This is a genomic window from Myxococcus sp. MISCRS1, assembly GCF_026626605.1.
Lineage (GTDB): Bacteria > Myxococcota > Myxococcia > Myxococcales > Myxococcaceae > Myxococcus > Myxococcus fulvus.
In genome coordinates, this window is record NZ_JAPNKB010000001.1 from 3410928 (window position 1) to 3430493 (window position 19566).

The 19566-nt window shown below is 70.8% G+C and carries 14 protein-coding genes; 8 read left to right on the plus strand and 6 right to left on the minus strand.

All coding sequences use genetic code 11. The annotated features are described in order from the left end of the window. Nucleotides 1-257 precede the first annotated feature (257 nt). From OWM54_RS13135 to OWM54_RS13160, 6 genes are all read left to right on the plus strand, one after another. Complete coding sequence (locus tag OWM54_RS13135) at nt 258-638, plus strand: peptide chain release factor family protein (RefSeq protein WP_223746398.1); 381 nt, start codon at nt 258-260, stop codon at nt 636-638. Nucleotides 639-849: 211 nt separating this feature from the next. Next, nucleotides 850-5094 carry a hypothetical protein gene (locus OWM54_RS13140; protein ID WP_267697734.1) on the plus strand — a complete coding sequence of 1415 codons (4245 nt, stop codon included), beginning with the start codon at nt 850-852 and terminating at the stop codon, nt 5092-5094. Further along, nucleotides 5091-5669 (plus strand): type II secretion system protein, encoded by a 579-nt coding sequence (locus OWM54_RS13145; RefSeq protein WP_267697735.1) that lies wholly within the window; start codon nt 5091-5093, stop codon nt 5667-5669. The genes OWM54_RS13140 and OWM54_RS13145 overlap by 4 nt, the downstream gene beginning before the upstream one ends. After that, a complete protein-coding gene (locus OWM54_RS13150; protein WP_223746395.1) occupies nt 5666-6739 on the plus strand; it encodes a PilW family protein in 1074 nt (357 codons plus the stop codon). The genes OWM54_RS13145 and OWM54_RS13150 overlap by 4 nt, the downstream gene beginning before the upstream one ends. A 14-nt stretch (nt 6740-6753) precedes the next feature. Further along, nucleotides 6754-7353: a hypothetical protein gene (locus tag OWM54_RS13155; protein ID WP_223746394.1), complete on the plus strand. Its 600-nt coding sequence runs from the start codon at nt 6754-6756 to the stop codon at nt 7351-7353. Nucleotides 7354-7443: 90 nt separating this feature from the next. Continuing rightward, entirely contained in the window at nt 7444-7866 is a 423-nt protein-coding gene (locus OWM54_RS13160) for an HD domain-containing protein (protein WP_141325897.1), read from the plus strand. A 105-nt stretch (nt 7867-7971) separates the two neighbouring features. On the opposite strand, the gene acnA is transcribed toward OWM54_RS13160, so the two are convergent. The 5 genes from acnA to OWM54_RS13185 all read right to left on the minus strand — a co-directional run bounded on the left by acnA (nt 7972) and on the right by OWM54_RS13185 (nt 15870). Beyond that, nucleotides 7972-10707, minus strand: coding sequence for an aconitate hydratase AcnA (acnA, locus tag OWM54_RS13165; RefSeq protein WP_267697736.1), 2736 nt, complete (start codon nt 10705-10707; stop codon nt 7972-7974). Nucleotides 10708-10921: 214 nt separating this feature from the next. Continuing rightward, the gene (locus OWM54_RS13170; RefSeq protein ID WP_370640318.1) at nt 10922-12169 is read right to left on the minus strand and encodes a phospholipase D-like domain-containing protein; all 1248 of its coding nucleotides are present in this window, start codon (nt 12167-12169) and stop codon (nt 10922-10924) included. A 138-nt stretch (nt 12170-12307) separates the two neighbouring features. After that, a complete protein-coding gene (locus OWM54_RS13175; protein ID WP_223746391.1) occupies nt 12308-13909 on the minus strand; it encodes an FHA domain-containing protein in 1602 nt (533 codons plus the stop codon). Nucleotides 13910-13915: 6 nt separating this feature from the next. Continuing rightward, a complete protein-coding gene (locus tag OWM54_RS13180; RefSeq protein ID WP_141332140.1) occupies nt 13916-14845 on the minus strand; it encodes a helix-turn-helix transcriptional regulator in 930 nt (309 codons plus the stop codon). Then, nucleotides 14842-15870, minus strand: a complete 1029-nt coding sequence (locus OWM54_RS13185) for a helix-turn-helix transcriptional regulator (protein WP_223746390.1) — start codon at nt 15868-15870, stop codon at nt 14842-14844. The genes OWM54_RS13180 and OWM54_RS13185 overlap by 4 nt, the downstream gene beginning before the upstream one ends. 246 nt (nt 15871-16116) lie before the next feature. On the opposite strand from OWM54_RS13185, the gene OWM54_RS13190 reads away from it, so the two are divergent. Further along, nucleotides 16117-16581, plus strand: coding sequence for a hypothetical protein (locus OWM54_RS13190; protein ID WP_141332142.1), 465 nt, complete (start codon nt 16117-16119; stop codon nt 16579-16581). Between the two features lie 10 nt (nt 16582-16591). Here the strand turns inward: OWM54_RS13190 and proB are convergent, their stop codons facing one another. Further along, on the minus strand, nt 16592-17719 hold the full coding sequence (proB, locus tag OWM54_RS13195) for a glutamate 5-kinase (protein WP_223746389.1): 1128 nt from the start codon (nt 17717-17719) through the stop codon (nt 16592-16594). A 163-nt stretch (nt 17720-17882) separates the two neighbouring features. Here proB and hflX point away from each other — a divergent pair, with 163 nt between their 5' ends. Continuing rightward, complete coding sequence (gene hflX, locus OWM54_RS13200) at nt 17883-19535, plus strand: GTPase HflX (RefSeq protein WP_267697737.1); 1653 nt, start codon at nt 17883-17885, stop codon at nt 19533-19535. Nucleotides 19536-19566: the final 31 nt, after the last annotated feature.

Consider the following 19566-nt stretch of genomic DNA (forward strand, 5'->3'; position numbering starts at 1 on the left):
GTCCGTGTCTCCTTGGGTTACCGCGTCTGACCACCCATAGAGCAACCGTCAGGCCAACACGTAACCCATTGGAATTACTTCAGACCCAAGCTTGAGTCGGCGCAAGTCATCTCAAATTGATACAGCCACCATCTCACCCCGAGAGCCTGCCCGGCCGCCTGGAGGACGGAGGCAGGCCGGGTGGGAGCGGGAGCGCGAGGGCGCCGAGTCAGTCGGTGCAAGACACCGGCGTCGAGGGCTACCTTTCGAGAGACGCCATGACCACCACGACCTCACCCACCCGCCGACAAGCCGCGCGAGAGGCCCTCGCGCTCGACGACGAGGCCCTGCTGAAGACGTGCGAGGTGGATTACTTCATCGCCTCCGGTCCCGGCGGGCAGCACCGCAACACCACCGCCAGCGGCGTGCGCCTCACGCACGCGGCCACCGAGCTGTCCGTCTCCGCCACCGAGCGGCGCAGCCAGACGCAGAACAAGGGCGTGGCCCTGGAGCGACTGCGCGAGGGCCTGAAGGCGCTCACCATCGTCCCCAAGGTGCGCCGCCCCACGCGCCCCTCCGCCGGTGCGAAGCGACGCAGACTCGAAGGAAAGAAGCGCACGTCGGAGAAGAAGTCCCTGCGGGGCAAGGGCGACTGGTAGCTCGGGATTCCCGGGCGCCTGGCTACGCAAGCCGTTGCGGAGTCGCAAAGTTTTCATAGCCGTTCGTCCCCCGAGCATTCAGGGCTGAGGAGAAGTTTCCAGCACTCCACTGGGAGCAAGCGGGCGTCGGAGACGGGCACAGGGTGTGCAGTCGGGTGGCCAGGCTGACCCTGTCCCGGGTCGGCTCACCCCCCCCCGGTGGGAGCACCCCATGAGCCCTCGGCCCCCCTCCTCGCTGCTGCGTCGCGCGCTGCTCGCGATGTGCGTCCTGCTGGCGCTCCCCGCGTCCGCGGCGGACCTCGTCACCTTCAGTCGCGGCTCGCTCATCATCCCCGAGAACGCGACCTTCCAGCAGGGCTGCGGCTCGCTGTCCGCGTACGGCCTGGTGTGGCGAATCCTCCAGGCGAACCAGCCGGGCGGCTTCAACGCCAACAACCCGGTGACGGTGTATCTGGCCATCAACGACCAGAAGACGTCCCCCAACCGGTGCGTGCCCACCAACCGTCACACCGCGCCGGCGCCCGCCAATGACGACCGGTGGAACGACGGCTGCGACTTCACCATCACCAACACCAAGGAGAACGAGCAGCCCGTGGTGCCGGTGAACTACGGGGTCCCCTTCCCCGCGAGCGGCGTCTATCCCAACGCCGCCATCGAGAACTTCACCACCACCGCGACCCAGGCCCGGCCCTACTTCACGGCGGTGACGCTGAACCACACCGTCGCCAACCCGCGCTTCACCACCGCGCGCTACTCGGGCGGCGCCTTCATCATCGCCGCCGAGGACGCGAAGAACGCCATCGACTTCATCCGCTCGGGCTCCGGTGATTTGTCCCCGGAGAAGTTCCGCACCACCTGCGCCCGGGGCTGCGCCACCTTCACCAACAACAGCGGCTGCCACCACGTGCGCATGCACCAGGCCACCATCGAGTTCACCGCGCCGGTGGCCCGCCGCATCAACCGCGTCCCGCCCAAGATCGCCCTGCTGGATTTGTCGGACGGCTTCAACAGCGCCGGCGACCCGCTGGTGAAGGGCGGCATGCTGGACGACTACCTGCGCAACGCCGGCCTGGACTTCCCGGGCGCGGGCGGCTGCCCCGAGGGCACGACGTCCGGCTGCACGCTCAACGGCAAGAAGCCCGGCCTCATCTACGACGCGCTCCACGCCAACGCGGACCTGGTCTCCACCGCGACCTTCAAGAACGGCCTGCTCAACGCGGTGGACCCCGTCACCAAGAAGCCCCGCTACAAGGTGTTCTGGGCGCCCCACTGGGAAATCGGGAACATCACCCGCCGCGAGTACGTGCCCAACGGCGACGGCGCCACCACCCAGCGCGAGAACGCCCTCAACAACGTGGAGTACTTCACCAACCAGCGCGGCAACGGCCTGTTCGCCGAGTGCGCCAGCATCTGGTCCTACGAGGCGACGCTCAAGCCGGACCGCACGCCCGTGCTCTCCTCGCGCTTCCAGGCCGAGTCCGGCTTTCAAATCAACCAGCTCAGCGGCGGCAGGAGCTGGGACGGCCGCAACTGCACGGACCCGGACTACATGGCGCAGGCGGAGCGCAACCGCGGCCAGTGCGTCATCTACCCCAACGCCGGGGACCCGTTCTCCCAGATGGGCGACTTCCGCTTCAACAACGTGGTGGGCCACACGGAGAACTACCGCGCGACGTACAAGGACGGCGTGCGGCGGCTCGCGGTGAGCTGGTACGGCCACAAGGACGAGCACGTCTACGACAACGCCACCCACGTCGGCCAGGACGCCCGGCGCGGTCACGACTTCTTCACCTTCAACCAGAAGGACAACGACCCGAAGAAGGCGACCGTCGTCTACCTCGCCGGCCACGACTTCAAGGCGAGCGTCCCCGGCACGCGCATCGTGCTCAACACGCTGCTCAACCTGGGCTCGGAGCCCTTGAGCAACGAGCGCGCCCTGTCCGCGCCCGTGGCCTTCGAGGACCCCAACGGCAGTGACGGCGACGGCTCGCGCGCGCTGGTGATGGCGGCCACGTACGACGCGGTGAGGGGCTACCCGCCCGGCGCGGACACGTTCCTGCCGACGCAGGGCTCCCACTGGGTGTTCCCCTACTACCCGGGCCACCTGCGCGCCCACTCGCTCATCGGCGGCAACGCGCTCGCCACCGGCGAGAGCGCGCTGGACGAGGCCACCCTGTGGGACGCGGACACCGTCATGCCCCACCCGCGCGAGCGCAACCTGTTCACCTACTTCGGTGGCCAGGTGAAGGAGAACCCGTCCCTGGGCACCGGCCTGCGCGCGCCGCGCGGTGTGCTCCAGGTGGGCTGGAAGCCGCAGAACGTGGCCGGCACCGCCATCAACGCCAACTACGGCTCGGGCCCCAACCCCCACTGCGTGGACGTGCTCAAGCTGGGCGAGGTCAAGAACCCCGACGACACCTCGCGCTTCGACTTCGTCACCACGCCCACCGGCGACGGCGTGTGTGATTTGCAGCAGGCGGTGCAGTTCACCGAGCAGCTCGCGGGCACCGACTTCGGCCAGAGCACCGCCGCCATCAACAAGGCGAAGCTGGCCAACGACTTCAACGCGGTGGCGCAGATGCTCCAGCGCGTGCGCGGCTTCTGCTACGCCACCTCCACCGGCAACGACGGCTCGGGCAGCCCCGTGCTCGAGCCCTCCGACAGCCAGTGCAACAACGAGGACGCGGAGAACCGCGCGCGCCTGGGCGGCTTCGTGCACTCCTCGCCCGCGGTGGTGAAGCCCAGCGGGTACATCCCGGACAAGGTCGCGCCCCGGCCCACCGTGGCCTACGCCGCGGGCCTGGACGGTCAGCTCCACGCCTTCTACGTGTCCGGCGGCGCGCGCTACGCGGGCCCCGCGGAGAACCTGTCCTTCCCCAACGTCAGCCCCGCGGACACGGCCTTCCCCAAGAACTGGAGCGCCAGCTTCCAGAGCGGCTCCACGCCCCCGCCGGGCACGGAGCTGTGGAGCTTCCTGCCCGCCACCCAGCTGCCGTGGCTGCGCAGCAACGCGGCCGCCGTCAACAGCGCGCCGGTGGTGCTGGACGTCTTCGCGGACTTCGTGGGCAGCGGCAAGCGCGAGTGGCACACGGTGCTGGTGGCCAACGCGGGCCAGAAGGGGCGGGACCTGTTCGCGCTCGACATCACAAACCCGCTCAGGCCCGTGCTGCTGTGGCACCTGGTGGGCAGCCACTTCCAGGCGGGCAGCTTCCCTCCGCACGCGCCGGTGGAGCTGGCGGACCGAGACACGGGCGGCACCCAGTGGGCGTGGAAGTGGCGCGAGGAGACGGCCCACTTCGTCATGGCGCCCCTGGACGACCCGGGCCGCCACCCGACGGGCCTCTACAACTACACGGAGATGGGCGGCACCCGGGGCCTGTCGGTGGGCGTGGTGCGCCAGGGCCTGGAGCCCACGTACACCGTCTTCGTCGGCGCCAGCAGCTCCGGCGCGCAGGGCTCCCCCACCTTCGGCATGCAGGTGTTCGCCATCGACATCGCCACCGGCCAGAAGCTGTGGCAATGGGAGCGCGGCTACACCCAGGCCTGGGTGGACAACACGCCGCCCCACGCGCCCACCGTCCTGACGGACACCGGCGGCGCGGCGCGCGTGTACACCGGCGACATGGAGGGCAAGCTGTGGGAGCTGGACGGCGCCACCGGGCAGAACGTCAACGTGGCGCGCGCCAACCCGCCGTGCGCCACGCCGTGCAAGTTCACCGGGCTGGACGCGCAGTCCGTCACCGGTGACCGCCGGCCGCTCTCCACCAACGTGGCGCTGGCGCGCCTGCCCCAGAACATCACCGCGGGCAGCGCCCTGAAGAACTACGAGGGCGAGCTGGTGGCCCTGGTGGGCACGGGCGGCGTGGACTGGGTGCCGGCCGACGACGCGGGCCAGCTGCACCTGGCGCTGCTGGGCACCTCGCGCCGGCTGCCGCTGGGCACCGCGGGCCTCAAGCTGGACGGCACCAACATCAGCGCCTCGGAAGCCAAGGGGCTGGCCACCCAGCAGGGCATCCTCCAGGAGCCCACGCCCTTCCCGCTGACGTTCGGCGCTCCGCAGCACGTGTACGGCACCATCACCGTCGCGGGGCGCACCGCGTACTTCTCCACCGCGAACGGGAAGATCGGCTCCGACCTGATGTCCGTCGAGGGCAACATCAGCGGCAAGACGTGGGCGCTGGACCTGGGCAACACGGCGACGTCGGGGACGGGGGCCGTCAGCAGCCTGTCCTCCATGACGGTGGCCAACTTCGGCGGCGTGGCGGTGTTCCAGCAGGGCAGCGGCGCGTCGTCCCAGAGCCACGTCATCGGCCTGGGCGTGAGCAAGATTGCCCGCCACACGGTGAACGACCCGGCGGGGGCGAACACCCCCGAGGCGAAGGAGCAGATGCGCGTCAACGGCCAGAACGGCTTCGTCTTCCGGCTGCTCAACTGGAGCCAGAGGTTCTTCGAATGAGCTCGCAACGTCTCGCCGCGCGCCGCGGTGCAAGTCTCGTCGAGGTGCTCGTGTCCATGGGCGTGCTGGCCCTGGCCGCCGCGGGCGCGGTGGGAGGCATGGTGTTCGCCTCCCGCGACGTCCATGACGGGCAGCTCTTGCAGGCCAAGCGGATGATGCTCGACGCCAGCATGCAGCGGCTGCGGCTGGCCTCGAAGTCGAAGCTCATCGTCGACGCGGTGGAGCGCCCCGCCACCTTCCCCACGGAGCTGGCCCCGGGCGCGGCGCCGTGGAAGGCGGACGTGAGCACGCACGTGCCGGGGGACCCCTCCTCCGGCGCCTACTTCAAGCTGTCCGCCGACGGCACGGTGGAGCCCCTGGCGGGCATCCCCGCCGGCACGCCGTGCAACGCCCCCGCGCTGCCGGACGGCACGTACTGCCGGGAGATGCTGGTGACGAAGGGGCTGCCCAGGGAGCCCGCCGTCCCCGGAGTCCTCCCCCCGGGCGCCCAGCCGGTGACGGTCTGGGCCCGCATCGTGCGCAAGGGCGACACGGCCGCCCGCGCGCAGGCGCACAGCGAGGTGTTCGTCCAATGAAGACGCGAGGCATGACGCTGCTGGAGACGATGGTGGCGCTGGCGCTCACCAGCATCATCATCGCGGCCGCCGCGGCGCTGATGGTGGCCGGCAGCCGCGTGGTCCACAACACGGAGCACACGACGGACAGCCACGACTCGGCGCGCCTGGCGGGCGAGGCCATCATGAGCCTGGTGCGCCAGGCGGGCGCGGGCGCGCCCAACGGCATCTGGGTGCGCCGCAACGGCGTCCCGGTGCGCACCAGCGCCTTCTTCGGACGCGACGGCACCACCGGCGCGGGCACCTCCGGCAACGTCACCACGGCCGACGGCAGCGACGACCTGTGGCTGGTCGTGCCGGACCGCGACTACCTGGGCGAGCCCTGCGTCACCCCGGGCGCCGCCGTGTCCGTGGTGCGCCCCGGCACCGGCGAGCTCGAGGTCAACTGCACCCAGAGCCTCAAGGCCCCGCAGCTCCACCTGGTCAGCAACATGACCTCCGCGGCGCTCATCTCCGAGCTGAACATCGTCCCGTCCACGCCGGGCGTGCCGGGCCGGGTGAACTACGCCGAGTCCGGCACGCCGGGCTTCTCCAACGCCCCGGAGAAGGGCGGCTTCCAGAAGGGGGATTTGGTGTACCCGGTGCGGCTGGTGCACTTCTTCATCGGCCCGCATCCGGTCTCCAGGCGCCCGTCGCTCCTGCGCACCGAGGGCCGGCTGGTGGCGGACGCGCTGGGCCGCCCCTTCTCCGACATGGCCGGGGCGACGCCCTTCGTCGTGCAGGAGAACGTGGAGGACTTCCAGGTGGCCTTCGGGTTCGACACCACGGGCATGGATGACCCGGCGCAGTACACCTGGAGGCACGGCCAGGGCGCCGACCATCAGTCGGGGCTGCGCACGCTGCGCATCAGCGTGGTGGCCACCGGCCGCAACCCGCGCCGCAACAGCCAGAGCTCCGCGGTGCTGGCGGACGACAAGCCCGTCACCGTGGAGAACAACGTCCGGGCGCCCACGGTGGCCGCGGACGGCTACTACCGCAGCCTCTTCACCCGTCGCATGGAGCTGCCCAACCTGGCGGCCGCCAACCTGTGAGCCCGAGGATTCCCATGCGCACCCCTCCCTCCCCTCGCGGGGCCACGCTGCTGGTGGTGGTCCTGCTCGTCACCGTGCTGCTGGGCCTGGTGGCCAGCCTGATGATGTACGCGGGCGGCGAGCGCATCCGCGCCGTGGCCAGCAGCCGCGCCAGCCAGCGCCAGAGCTGCGCGGACAGCGGCCTGCAGCTCGCGCGCAGCTACTTCGGGCGCAACTACCCCAGCTGGAACACCTACCTGTCCCAGCCGGCCGTCTATGACCCGGTGCGCTCCAGCTTCAACCCGAACCCGGCCAACCCCGCCGACCCGACGCTGCGCTCCAACCACCCGGAGCTCTTCGCGGACGTGGACGGCGACGGCAAGCCCGACGTCTACATCTACATCCGCGACAACGAGGACGAGTTCGCGCCACTGACGGTCGACTGGCGGCGGGACAACGACCAGGTGGCGCTGGTGGGCGCCATCTGCATCTCCGAGACGCTGCGCCCCCGCCGCGCGGACGGTGCCCAGACGCCCACCCAGCTCGCGCTCGAGGGCCTGCTCAGCTACAACGGTGGAGGCGGCACCAACTGCGCCCAGGGGACCGCGGGCTCGGGCTCCGGCAACTGCAACTGACGACGCGCCGCGCGAGGGGGCCCACCCACGCGCGACGCCCCGGCCTCCCGCGGCGACATCCTGGGCCTCCCGTCACGGAGGACACCTGGAATGCGCACGCTCGAAGACGCGATTGCCCTCGCGGTGGAGGCGCACCGCGGGCAGCGGGACAAGGCCGGACAGCCCTACATCCTGCACCCGCTGCGGCTGATGCTGAAGCTGGAGACGGAGGAGGAGCGCACCGTCGCCATCCTCCACGACGTGGTGGAGGACACGCCCTGGACGATTGAGCGCCTGCGCGAGCAGGGCTACGCGGAGCCCGTCCTGCGCGCGCTGGAGGGCCTCACCCGCCGCCAGGAGGAGTCCTACGAGGCCTTCATCGAGCGGCTGCGCCCGGACCCGCTGGCGCGCCGGGTGAAGCTGGCGGACCTGGAGGACAACATGGACGTGCGCCGCCTCACCCAGGTGACGGCGAAGGACCTGGACCGGCTGGCGCGCTACCGCGCCGCCTGGGCGCGCCTGAAGCAGCTCTGAAGACACCACGGCCCGGAGCGCCGCAGCGGGCACTCCGGGCCGTCGTGTGAGCCGGCACCCCGCCGAGGAAAGCGGGGCCCGTCTCGTCTTCGTCTTCGCGGCGCGCTACGCCTTCGCCAGCTGGCGCAGCACGTACTGCAGGATGCCGCCGTGGCGGTAGTAGTCGAGCTCGTTGGGCGTGTCGATGCGGCACACCACCGTGAAGCTCTTCTCGCCGCCCTCGCCCGTGGCCTTCACGGTGAGCTTCTTCTGCGGCGCCAGGTCCTGCGCGACTCCGGTGATTTCGAACGTCTCGTGGCCGGTGAGGCCGAGCGACTGCGCGTCCTGGCCCGCCTCGAACTGCAGGGGCAGCACGCCCATGCCGACGAGGTTGGAGCGGTGGATGCGCTCGAAGCTCTTGGCGATGACGGCCTTCACGCCGAGCAGCTGCGTGCCCTTGGCGGCCCAGTCACGGCTGGAGCCCGTGCCGTACTCGGCGCCGGCCAGCACCACCAGCGGCGTGCCGTCCGCCTGGTACTTCATGGACGCGTCGTAGATGCTCATCCGCTCGCGGGTGGGGATGTGGACGGTGACGCCACCCTCCACGCCGGGCACCAGCAGGTTCTTCAGGCGGATGTTGGCGAAGGTGCCGCGCACCATCACCTCGTGGTTGCCGCGGCGCGCGCCGTAGGAGTTGAAGTCCTTGGGCTCCACGCCCTCGGCCATGAGGTACTTGGCCGCCGGGCTCGTCTTGGCGATGTTGCCCGCGGGCGAGATGTGGTCCGTCGTCACGGAGTCACCCAGGAGCGCCAGCACGCGCGCGCCCTTGATGTCCTGCGTGGCCTTGGGCTCCTTCGGCAGGTTCTCGAAGAAGGGCGGCTTGCGCACGTAGGTGGACTTCTCATCCCACTGGAACGTGGAGCCCTTGCCCACGGGCAGCTGCTGCCAGAGCGCGTCGCCCTCCATGGCGTTGGCGTACTGGCTGCGGAACTGCTCGGGCTTCACCGACGCGCGGATGACCGCCTTGATTTCGTCGTTGGTGGGCCAGATGTCCTTGAGGAACACCTCGCGGCCGTTCGGGTCCGTGCCCAAGGGCTGCGTGTCCAAATCCAACCCCACCTCGCCCGCCAGCGCGTACGCCACCACGAGCGGGGGGCTCGCCAGGTAGTTCATGCGCACGTGCGGGTTGATGCGGCCCTCGAAGTTGCGGTTGCCGGAGAGCACCGCGGCCACCACGAGGTCGCCCTCGACGACGGCGTTGGCGACGGGCTCCGTCAGCGGACCCGAGTTGCCGATGCAGGTGGTGCAGCCGTAGCCCACCACGTGGAAGCCCACGGCCTCCAGGTACGGCAGCAGGCCGGAGTCACGCAGGTACTCGGTGACGACGCGGCTGCCCGGCGCCAGGCTGGTCTTCACCCAGGGCTTGGGGTTGAGGCCCCGCTCCACGGCCTTCTTGGCCAGGATGCCCGCGCCCACCAGCACCGCCGGGTTGGACGTGTTGGTGCAGGACGTAATCGACGCGATGACCACCGCGCCGTGGCCCAGCTGGTAGCTCTGGCGGCCCTGCTTCACGATGACGCTCTGGGCCAGCCGCTCCGCGGGGACCTCGGCCGCGGGGGCCACCTTGGCCTTGCCGCCGCCCTCGTCATCCTCGCCCTTGCTCTTGCCGGCGGAGAGCATCTCCACGAGCGACTTCTCGTAGCCGGACTTCATGTCCTTGAGGGGCACGCGGTCCTGCGGGCGCTTGGGGCCGGCGAGGCTGGGCACCACGGTGGACAGGTCCAGCTCCAGCGTGTCGCTGAAGACGGGGTCCTTCGCGTCGGCGGCGAGCCACAGGCCCTGCTCCTTCGCGTACGCCTCCGTGAGGGCCACGACGGCCTCGGGGCGGCCGGTGAAGCGCAGGTAGTTGAGGCTCTCCTCGTCCACCGGGAAGAAGCCGATGGTGGCGCCGTACTCGGGCGCCATGTTGGCGATGGTCGCGCGGTCCGGCAGGGACAGGCCCTTGAGGCCGCTGCCGTAGAACTCCACGAACTTGCCGACCACGCCCTTCTTGCGGAGCATCTGCGTGACGGTGAGGACCAGGTCCGTCGCCGTGGCGCCCGCGGGCAGCTGGCCGGTGAGCTTGAAGCCCACCACCTGGGGGATGAGCATGGTAATCGGCTGGCCGAGCAGCGCGGCCTCCGCCTCGATGCCGCCCACGCCCCAGCCCACCACGCCCAGGCCGTTGATCATCGTGGTGTGGCTGTCGGTGCCCACCAGCGTGTCCGGGTACACGGTGCTGCCCTGGCGGAACGTCACCTGCGCCAGGAACTCCAGGTTCACCTGGTGGCAGATGCCGATGTCCGGCGGGACGACGCCAAAGCCCTTGAACGCGCTCTGGCCCCAGCGCAGGAAGGCGTAGCGCTCGCGGTTGCGCTCGAACTCCAGCTCCGCGTTCTCCTTGAAGGCCGCCGTCGTCGCGAAGGAGTCGATCTGCACCGAGTGGTCGATGACCAGGTCGGCGGGGTTGCGCGGGTTGATCTTCGACGGGTCGCCGCCCATGGAGGCGAGCGCCTCACGCATGGCGGCCAGGTCCACGACGGCGGGGACGCCGGTGAAGTCCTGCAGCAGCACGCGCGCGGGGTGGAAGGAGATCTCGACGTCCGGGGTGGCCTTGGGGTCCCACGCGAGCATCTTCTCCACGTGCTCGCGCTTGACGACGCGCCCGTCCTCGTTGCGCAGCAGGTTCTCCAGCAGCACCTTCAGCGAGAAGGGCAGGCGGTCCACCGACGGGTGGGCCTTGGCCAGCTTGCTCAGGCTGAAGTAGTCATAGGTGGCCGAGCCCACCTGGAGCTTGGACTTCGTGCCGAAACTGTCGGTCATGTGCGGTGCCCTTCCGTGCGCAGGATGTGGGGACTTCTAGGCTCGCCTTTGACGCGTTGCAAAGGGTTCCTGCACACGCATCCGGCGATGGACGGTTGACCCAGCAAGGGTCCAGCCCCGCTCATCGGAACCATGCGTCCCGCTGGGGGAATGTCGTCCGCGACACCTCTTGCGTCACGGCGGGGCAGCCCCAGGACAACCCCGGGGCGGGCCCTCAGAGCACCTTGCGCAGGGCGTACAGGGCGCGCTCCAGCAGCTTGCGCCACAGGGGCCGGCGGCGGAACTCCGCCAGCGTCACCTCGCGGCAGTCGCCACAGTCCGTCCGGAAGGACTCCTCCAGTTGCCGGCCCAGGCGCGGGTCGGCGAAGACGGCGTTGACCTCGTGGTTGAAGGCCAGGCTCAGCCGCTCCAGGTTGAACGAGCCCAGGGTACCCCAGGCCCCGTCCACGACGGCCGTCTTGGCGTGGAGCACGCCGCGCTGCCACTCGAAGATGCGCACGCCCGCGCCCAGGAGCTTCTCGTAGAAGGCGCGGGTGACGAACTCGAGGAGGGGGTGGTCCGAGCGGGCGTTGAGCAGGAGGCTCACCTCCACGCCCCGCCGGGCCGCGTCGCGCAGCGCGGCGACGAGCCGCCGGTCCGGCACGAAGTAGGCCGCGGCGATGAGCACGCTCTTGCGCGAGCGCTGGATGGCGTGCAGGTACGCCCGGTGGATGCTGCGGCGGCTGGACAGCACCGCCAGCCCCACCTGGCCCCGCGCGCCCCCGCCCCGCCGGCGCCGCAGCCGCCCCAGGCCCGTGGCCCAGCGGTGGAAGCGGTCCTGGAACATCATCCGCCACGTGGCGAGGAAGCGGCGCTCCAGCGCGTGCACCGCAGGCCCTTCGATGCGCAGCACGTCATCGCGCCAGCCGCCGCCCTCCCCCGCCGGCGCCCAGTGCGCGGAGATGTTGACGCCCCCGGTGAAGGCCACCTCCCCGTCGACGATGAGGATCTTCCGGTGGTCCCGGCGCAGCAGGTGGCGCCAGCCGCGCGACAGGTTGAAGGGCTTGAAGGGGCGGATGTCCACGCCGCGCTGGCGCAGGGTGTCGAAGTACGACTTGCGGCTGGTCCACGAGCCCACCGCGTCGTAGAGCACCTTCACGTGCACGCCCCGCTCGGCCGCCTCCGCGAGCGCCTGGCCGAACAGCTCACCGACGGCGTCGGTGATGAACATGTACGTCTCCAGGCGGATGTAGCGCCGCGCCCGGCGGATGGCGTCCAGCATCGCCGGATAGGCCTCCACGCCGTCGCGGAGCAGCTCGCACGCGTTGCCCCGGACCACCGAGTGGCCGCGCGGCAGGTAGTAGCGCGCCAGCAGGAGGCTGGAGACACCAGGGCTCCAGACGGGCGCCTGCTCCGGCAGGGGGCCCTGGGAACAGCCGGCCTCGGGCGGCTCCTCACCCGAGACACCCGTCCTCTCGCTCATGACCTCCAGGTCGCGCATGGCGACCTTACGGTGCGGACGGCCCCTCGCGCCGGCAACCCGACGGGCCTCGCGGACGGCCCCTCGGGGTGATGCACCGTCCTGTGCAGGACGGTGCATCCCGGCGAAAACCCGCGACGACTACAGCCCGTACTCGGCGCGCTTGTTCTCGGCGCGCGTGGCACACGGCTGGTCGTACTCGGGGAAGTACTGCTTCACGTGGTCCAGGGTGGCGGCGGCGCCCTTGTAGTTGCCCTGGTTGTAGTACTTCTCCACCTCGAGCAGGAGCTTGGCGCAGGTGCGGTCCAGCTCCTGCTGCGCGGTCTGCATGCGCTCGCGGGCCTCGTAGTAGAGGTCCGGCTTGGGCTCCGGGTGGGCCTCCAGCATCAGCCACGCCTCGCGGAAGCCCTTCCAGGCCTCGTAGCGGTTGCGCGCGCCGATGTCCGGCGTGTCGCTGTTCTTGCGGCCGCGCTTGTAGGACTCGCTGGCCTGGCGCACCAGCTCCTCGGGGAGCAGGTCCGGCAGGAGCGCGCGCTCCACCCACACGTTCCAGATGCGCCAGGGGTCCTCACCCGGCGGGTTCTTCGTGTTGTCGAAGACGATGCGGTTGGGCTCGCCCTTCTTCAGGTGCTGGGCGGGAATCATCAGCTCCAGGGAGCGGTCCTGGCTGGCCAGCGTGTCCGGGGGCACCTTGCCCACGTCCACGCCGTTGACGCTCACCATCACCTCGTCCTTGGAGATGCCCTGCGCCTGGTAGTGGAGGATGACCACCGCGCGGGTGGCGGCGGTGTACTCCCACTCGAAGATCTTCATGTCCGGGCGGTTCCACGTCACGTCCGGCCCCAGGCCGAACGAGTCGCGGATGGGCTGCCCGGTGAGCATCGCGGGCTCCTCGCCCACGGGGCCCGTGTCCACGCCGCTGAGCACCAGCCAGTACAGGAGGCCGAAGATGCCCAGCACCAGCACCACGGCGCCGCCGATGATGCCGCCGCGCACCATGTTGGTGGCGTCCGCCCAGAACAGCTTCGCGCTGGCGACCAGGCCCGGCGACTCGCGGCGGATGCGGGCGCGCTCGGCGGCGGACAGGCCGCTGGCGGCGCCCGCGTTGGAGGTCGGCCTGGAGCGCACGGGCGCTGAAGCCCCCGTGCCGGGACGGGCGCGCGCGGGGGCGGAGGACGCGGCGCGCTCGATGGCCGCGGGGGCCTCCGCCGACGCCGACGCGGGCAGCGCGGCGCGCGCGCCACTCTGGCCGGCCGGACGCAGGGCCCGGAGGTTGTTGCGCGTGGCGCCCTGGCGCATCTCCGCCAGGGACTGCTCGTCGGCGCCCTCGGGGGCCAGGGCCACGCCCTTGTTGCGCTGACGCTTGAGCGCGTCCACGGACACGATGCGCGTGCTGTTCGCGCCGTCCTCGGCGCCGGCGGGTATCTCCTCCTCGCCGGTGGCGGCGTCGGCCGTCATCAGCGTGAAGACGAACGTCACCGGCCCCAGGGTCAGCTTGTCGCCGTCCTCCAGGGCCTGCGTCTGCACGGAGGTGCCATTGAGCAGGGTGCCATTGGCGCTGCCCTGGTCCTCGACGCTGTAGGCGTCACCGTCGAGGAACAGGCGGCAGTGGCGGCGGGAGACACCTGGGTCGTACAGCACGACGTCGCATTCGGACGTACGACCGATGAGCACGGAGTCCTGGTCGAAGACGAACTCCTTGCCGGCGTCTTTTCCCTCGGAGATCGTCAGCTGGAAAGGCATGGGGCTCTACAATCCTATCGAGGCTCGCGCCGCTCGGGCAACGGCGGCTCGCGCGGAGACGGGTTCCATCACCTCCGCCTCGCCCCCGAAGGACAGCACCCACTGCGTGAGCCAGCGCTCGCTGTCGCCGGCCACCAGGACCTCCACGCCCCCGTCAGCGAGCGGGCGGGCGTCCTGGCCGAAGCGCTCCTTCACGTAGGGCGCCGCCACGGGCGAGAAGCGCACGCGGACGGACGCCTCGGAGCGGCTCCGGGCGGGATTGGGGACATCCGCCCGGGCATCGGGCGGGGGGAGGAAGGGGGTGTCGGTGACGGCCAGGTCCTCCATCCGGTCCAGCCGGAACAGTCGGGCGTCCTGCCGGGTGTGGCAGAAGCCCTGCAGATACCACTGCCCCCGGTGACTGAGCAGCTCGTACGGGCGCACCCTGCGGGGCTCGGCGGGGCGTCCGGGGCTGGCATATCCGAAGGTGACTTCTCGCCGCTCGAGAATCGCACGGGTGAGCGGCCCCAGGGCCTGGGGCGCCTCGGCGGAGGCGTCGATCTTCCGGTACATCTCCCGGTAGCGCTCGCGCACCTGGGGCGGCAGCACGCGCTCCAGCTTCTGCAGGGCGCTCTGCAGCGCGTCCCCGGAGGCCGGCCGGAGCAGCTCCGCCGCGGCGGCCAGGGCCGCGGCCTCCCCGGCCGTCAGCCGGGGCGGCGCGAACAGGCGCTGGTCCAGGTCCACGTAGACGCGGTCGTTGTCCACGTAGATGTCGATGTAGTCGTCCGGGTTGAAGGGCGGCCGGCCCACGCACGTGAGCAGGTCCAGCTCCTCCAGCAGGTCCTCCCGGCTGACGTTGAGGGCGCGCGCGAGCGCCTCCACCGTGACGCCGGGGTTCTTGGACACGTAGGGGACGAGGAACAGCAGGCGGCGGAGCCGCTCGTGGACGTTGCTCATGCGCTCACCTTGTCTTCCTGCGCGTCCGCGTGGCGGTTCGCCACGCGCGCGGCCATCTCCCGCAGGCGGGCACAGGCGCTCTCGGGTCCCTCCACCACGCAGTCCGCCCCCAGCGACAGGCAGAAGCGCACCAGGCCATCCAGGAAGCTCACCTTGAGGTGGGCCCGGGTGATGCCCCCTTCGGCCACCTGCTCCAGCACGGCGCCGGGGAACAGGCCCGAGGCGCGCGAGGCCAGCGCGCCCGACAGCCGCAGCACCACCTCCTGCGGCTCGTGGAAGCGGTGCTGCCACGGGAAGTACGCCACGTGGTTGTCGAGCGAGAAGTCCTCCGGCACCTGGAAGTCCGGGGTGCGCGGGCGCGCGGTGTTCACCTTCAGCTCACGCACGCGGTGGACATGGAAGGTGCGCAGGCCGCCGCGCAACTGGCAGTGGCCCACCAGCGTCCACACGCCGCGCCGGAGCGCCAGGCCATACGGGTCCACGCGGCGCTGGGTGGCGTGGGGGTGCTTGGGGCTGGCGTAGGAAATCTCCACCCACTTGCGCGCGGCGCACGCGTCCCAGAGCTGCTCCAGGCGGGCGGAGATCTCCTTCTCCTGTCCCTCCTGCACCGCGCCCAGCTCCATGCGGACCCTGGGCGTGGGCAGCGACTGGCCGGCGAAGAAGCCAATCTTGCGCAGGGCGTGCGCCAGGTCATCGCGGCCGGGGAAGGCGCCGGACGTGAGCGCGGCGGAGCCGGCGGCGTAGAGCACGGCCAGCTCCTCCTTGGTGAGGTCCGCCTCCGGGAGGTAGTAGGCGTCGCGGTCGACGATGTAGCCGTCGCGGCGCTCGTCGTCTCCCTGGACGTAGGTGAGCGGGAAGCCCAGCTCCACCAGCTCCGCCTTGTCGCGCTCGAACTTGCGCTCGGCGGCGTCGTCCGAGCCTCCGTAATCAGCGGGGAAGTGCTCGCGCAGCTCGGCCCAGGAGATGGGCTCGCGCGCGTCGAGCAAGAGGGCCACGAGGTCGAGGATGCGTTCGGTGCGGTCCATTCGGGAAGGTCGGCGACGATGCCGGGCGGACCCCAGGGGGTCAAGGAAGGGGCACGTGACAGGAGGAAAACAACGGCCCGGCCCGCACGCGTCCAGGCAGATAGCCAGCCAAGACTGAACAGGCAAGCAGGTAATTAATTGTGTGATGGTTGCAACACAGGTGGGAAGGTTGAACCCGCCAAGGAGGGCTCGCACTATGGGCGCGACTTGGGATATTCCTGCGCCAGCTTCAGAAGGGACCTCTCCATGAACCGCACCTTCCGTGACGTGGTCGCCGGGCTGGCACTGCTGGTGGGGTTGTTCTGCGGGATGATGCCTGCCTCCGCTGAAGCCGAGCCCCTCTATTTCGCCGTGGAGGTCTGGCGCGACGGGCGGCTGGTGGCCCAGCCCAAGCTGCTCGGAGAGACGGGCCGCACGCTGCGCGCCGAGCGCCGTCGCCCGGGCGCCGCCACGGCGGACTACCGACTGGTGCTGATGCCGCGCGCCGAGGGCGAGTCCTTCCTCCTCCAGCTGGACCTGCTGCTGCCGGAGGCCAAGGGCCACTCGGAGCTGGCGCTGCTCCACGGCCAGCAGCGCAAGCTGCAGCTCGGCCGCGTGCCGGGCGAGCTGGAAGTGTCGCTGCTCCTGATGAAGGTGGACTCGCCCGAGTTCCGAGCCCTCATGCAGCTGGGCACCGACGGCGGCAAGAGCGGCACCTCCTGCTCCATCTGATCCACGCCGGCTACAGCACCGCCAGGTCGTCGCGGTGCACGGCCTCATCCAGGTAGCGGTACCCCAACACGGACTCGATGTCCGACGTGCGCCGTCCGGCGATGCGCCGCAGCTCGTCCGCGCCGTAGGACGCCAGCCCCCGCGCGAACACCTCGCCGGACGCGTCCGCCAGGTCCACCGGGTCGCCCCGGTCGAAGTCGCCCGTCACCTGCTTCACGCCGCTGGGCAGGAGGCTGCGCTTGCCGTGGACGATGGCCTCGCGCGCGCCGGCATCCACGGTGAGTGTGCCCAGGGGCCGCAGCGCATGGGCAATCCACGCGGCGCGGGAGCCCCGGCGCGCGCCGGTGGGCTCGAAGAGGGTGCCCATGGGCTCACCCTCCAGCACGGCGCGCAGCCGGCCGGGCAAGGCGCCCGAGGTGATGACGCCCCGGATGCCCTGCTCGGCGGCGCTCGCGGCGGCGCGGACCTTGGTCGCCATGCCGCCGGTGCCCACGCCGCTGGAGGTGCCCCCCGCGAGCGCGAGGACGTCGGAGGTGACCTCCTCCACGGTGTCCAGCAGGCGCGCGCCCGCGTCGCGGCGGGGGTCCGCGGTGAACAGGCCCTCCACGTCGGAGAGCAGCACCAGCGCGTCGGCCTCCACCACGCCGGCCACCAGGCCCGCCAGCGTGTCGTTGTCGCCGAACTTCAGCTCGTCCACGGAGACGGTGTCGTTCTCGTTGATGACGGGCACCACGGACGCGGACAACAGGCGCTCCAGGGTGTGCTTCACGTTGAGGTAGCGCCGCCGGTCCCGCATGTCCTCGTGGGTGAGCAGCACCTGGGCCACCGCCTGTCCCTGGGCGCCGAAGACGTCCTCGTACGCCTGCATCAGCCGGCTCTGTCCCACCGCGGCGCACGCCTGCTTGCCCGGGATGTCGCGAGGGCGCGAGCCCAGGCCCAGCCGCTCCATGCCCAGGGCGATGGCGCCGCTGGACACCACCACCAGCTCGCGGCCCTGGGCCGCCCACAGCAGGTCCTCCCCCAGTGCCACGAAGTGCTCGCGGTTGAAGCGGCCGGTGGCGTGCGTGAGGGCGTTGGTGCCGATCTTCACCACCACGCGCTTCGCGGCGCGCAGGGCGTTACGTCCCGAGTGAGTCACGTCCGCGAGCGTAGGACGGAAAAGGAAACAGGGCGCAAGGGCCGTGTGTTCACTACGGTTCCGGCAACCCGGGCCGGAGGGGCGTGTCAGCCACATCGTTGGGGCGCCGTATAAAGTGCCGGGAAGGACGGGGTCAGCCGGCTTCCGTCAGGAGAGCAAGCGTTTGAAGGAAATCTACGGCAACACCCTGGGCCTCAAGGCGAACGAGCAACACCGGCTGCGGAACACCTTCCGCCGGCGCGTGTCGCCTCACGAAATCGTGTCGCCCGAGCTCGCCCGCCACCTCACCGAGCTGTCCCACGAGACGAACCGACAGGTGGGCGTGCTCATCAACCGCAAGGGGGAAATCGAGCACGTGGTGGTGGGCAATGCCCACAAGCTGGAGCTGCCGGACATCGGCCGCGCGCGTGCGGGCCAGGTGCGTCTGCGTGGCCTGCGGCTGGTGCACACGCACCTCAAGAGCGAGCCGCTCACCAAGGACGACCTGACGGACCTGGCGCTCTTGCGCCTGGACTGCGTGGCCGCGGTGGGCGTGGGACAGGAGGGGCTGCCGGGCGTGCTGCACTACGCCCACCTCGTGCCGGAGAACGGCACGGGTGAGTTCTGGCAGGTCACCACCCTGCCCTCCGTGCACCTGGAGCAGCCGGACCTCATCGACACGCTGGACGCGCTGGAGGAGGAGTTCAACCGCAAGGCGGCGGCGCGCGCGGTGAGTGGGCGGGAGAAGGCCATCCTCGTGGCGGTGTGCCTGGACGGCAACCGGGCGCAGGCGGAGGCGAGCCTCGCGGAGCTCAGGGAGCTGGCGCGCACCGCGGGCGTGGAGGTGGTGGACAGCGTGCGCCAGGTGAAGCGCGAGGCGGACCCTCGCTACCTCATCGGGCGGGGCAAGCTGGAGGACCTGAACCTGCGCTCGATGCAGTCCATGGTGGACCTGCTCATCTTCGACAAGGACCTCACCCCCTCGCAGGGGCGCCACATCGGCGAGGCCACCAGCCTCAAGGTCCTGGACCGCACCCAGCTCATCCTCGACATCTTCGCGCAGCGCGCGCAGAGCGCCGAGGGCAAGCTCCAGGTGGAGCTGGCGCAGCTGAAGTACCGGCTGCCGCGGTTGGTGCAGAGCGATGACTCGCTCAGCCGGCTCGCGGGCGGCATCGGCGGGCGCGGCCCCGGTGAGACGAAGCTGGAAATCGACCGACGCCGGGTGCGCGAGCGAATCACGCATCTGGAGAAGCGCATCGACACGATTGGCCGGGAGCGCAGCGTGCGGCGGGCGCAGCGAAACCGCCGCGAGCTGCCGGTCATCTCCATCGTCGGGTACACCAACGCGGGCAAGTCCACGTTGCTCAACGCGATCACGAACGCGCAGGTGCTGGCGGAGAACAAGCTGTTCGCCACGCTGGACCCGACGAGCCGCAGGCTGCGCTTCCCGCAGGAGCGCGAGGTCATCATCACCGACACGGTGGGCTTCATCCGGGACCTGCCCAAGGACCTGGTGGCGGCCTTCCGCGCGACGCTGGAGGAGCTGTACGACGCGAGCCTCCTGCTGCACGTGGTGGACGCGGGCGACCCGGCGCGCGACGACCAGGTGGAGGCGGTGGAGAAGATCCTGTCGTCGCTGGGGTTGATGGAGAAGCCCCGGTTGATGGTGTGGAACAAGGCGGACCTGCTCTCCGCGGAGGAGGTGGAGTCGCTGCTTCGCTCGCGGGGCGGGGTGGCCATCAGCGCCCAGACGCGCGACGGGCTGCAGACCCTCCTGGCGAAGGCGGACACCACGCTGTTCGCAGAAGGGGCGTCCGAGTCGATGGGCATCGTCTGACGCGGCGTGCGGGTTGCGAGGTGGGCATGGC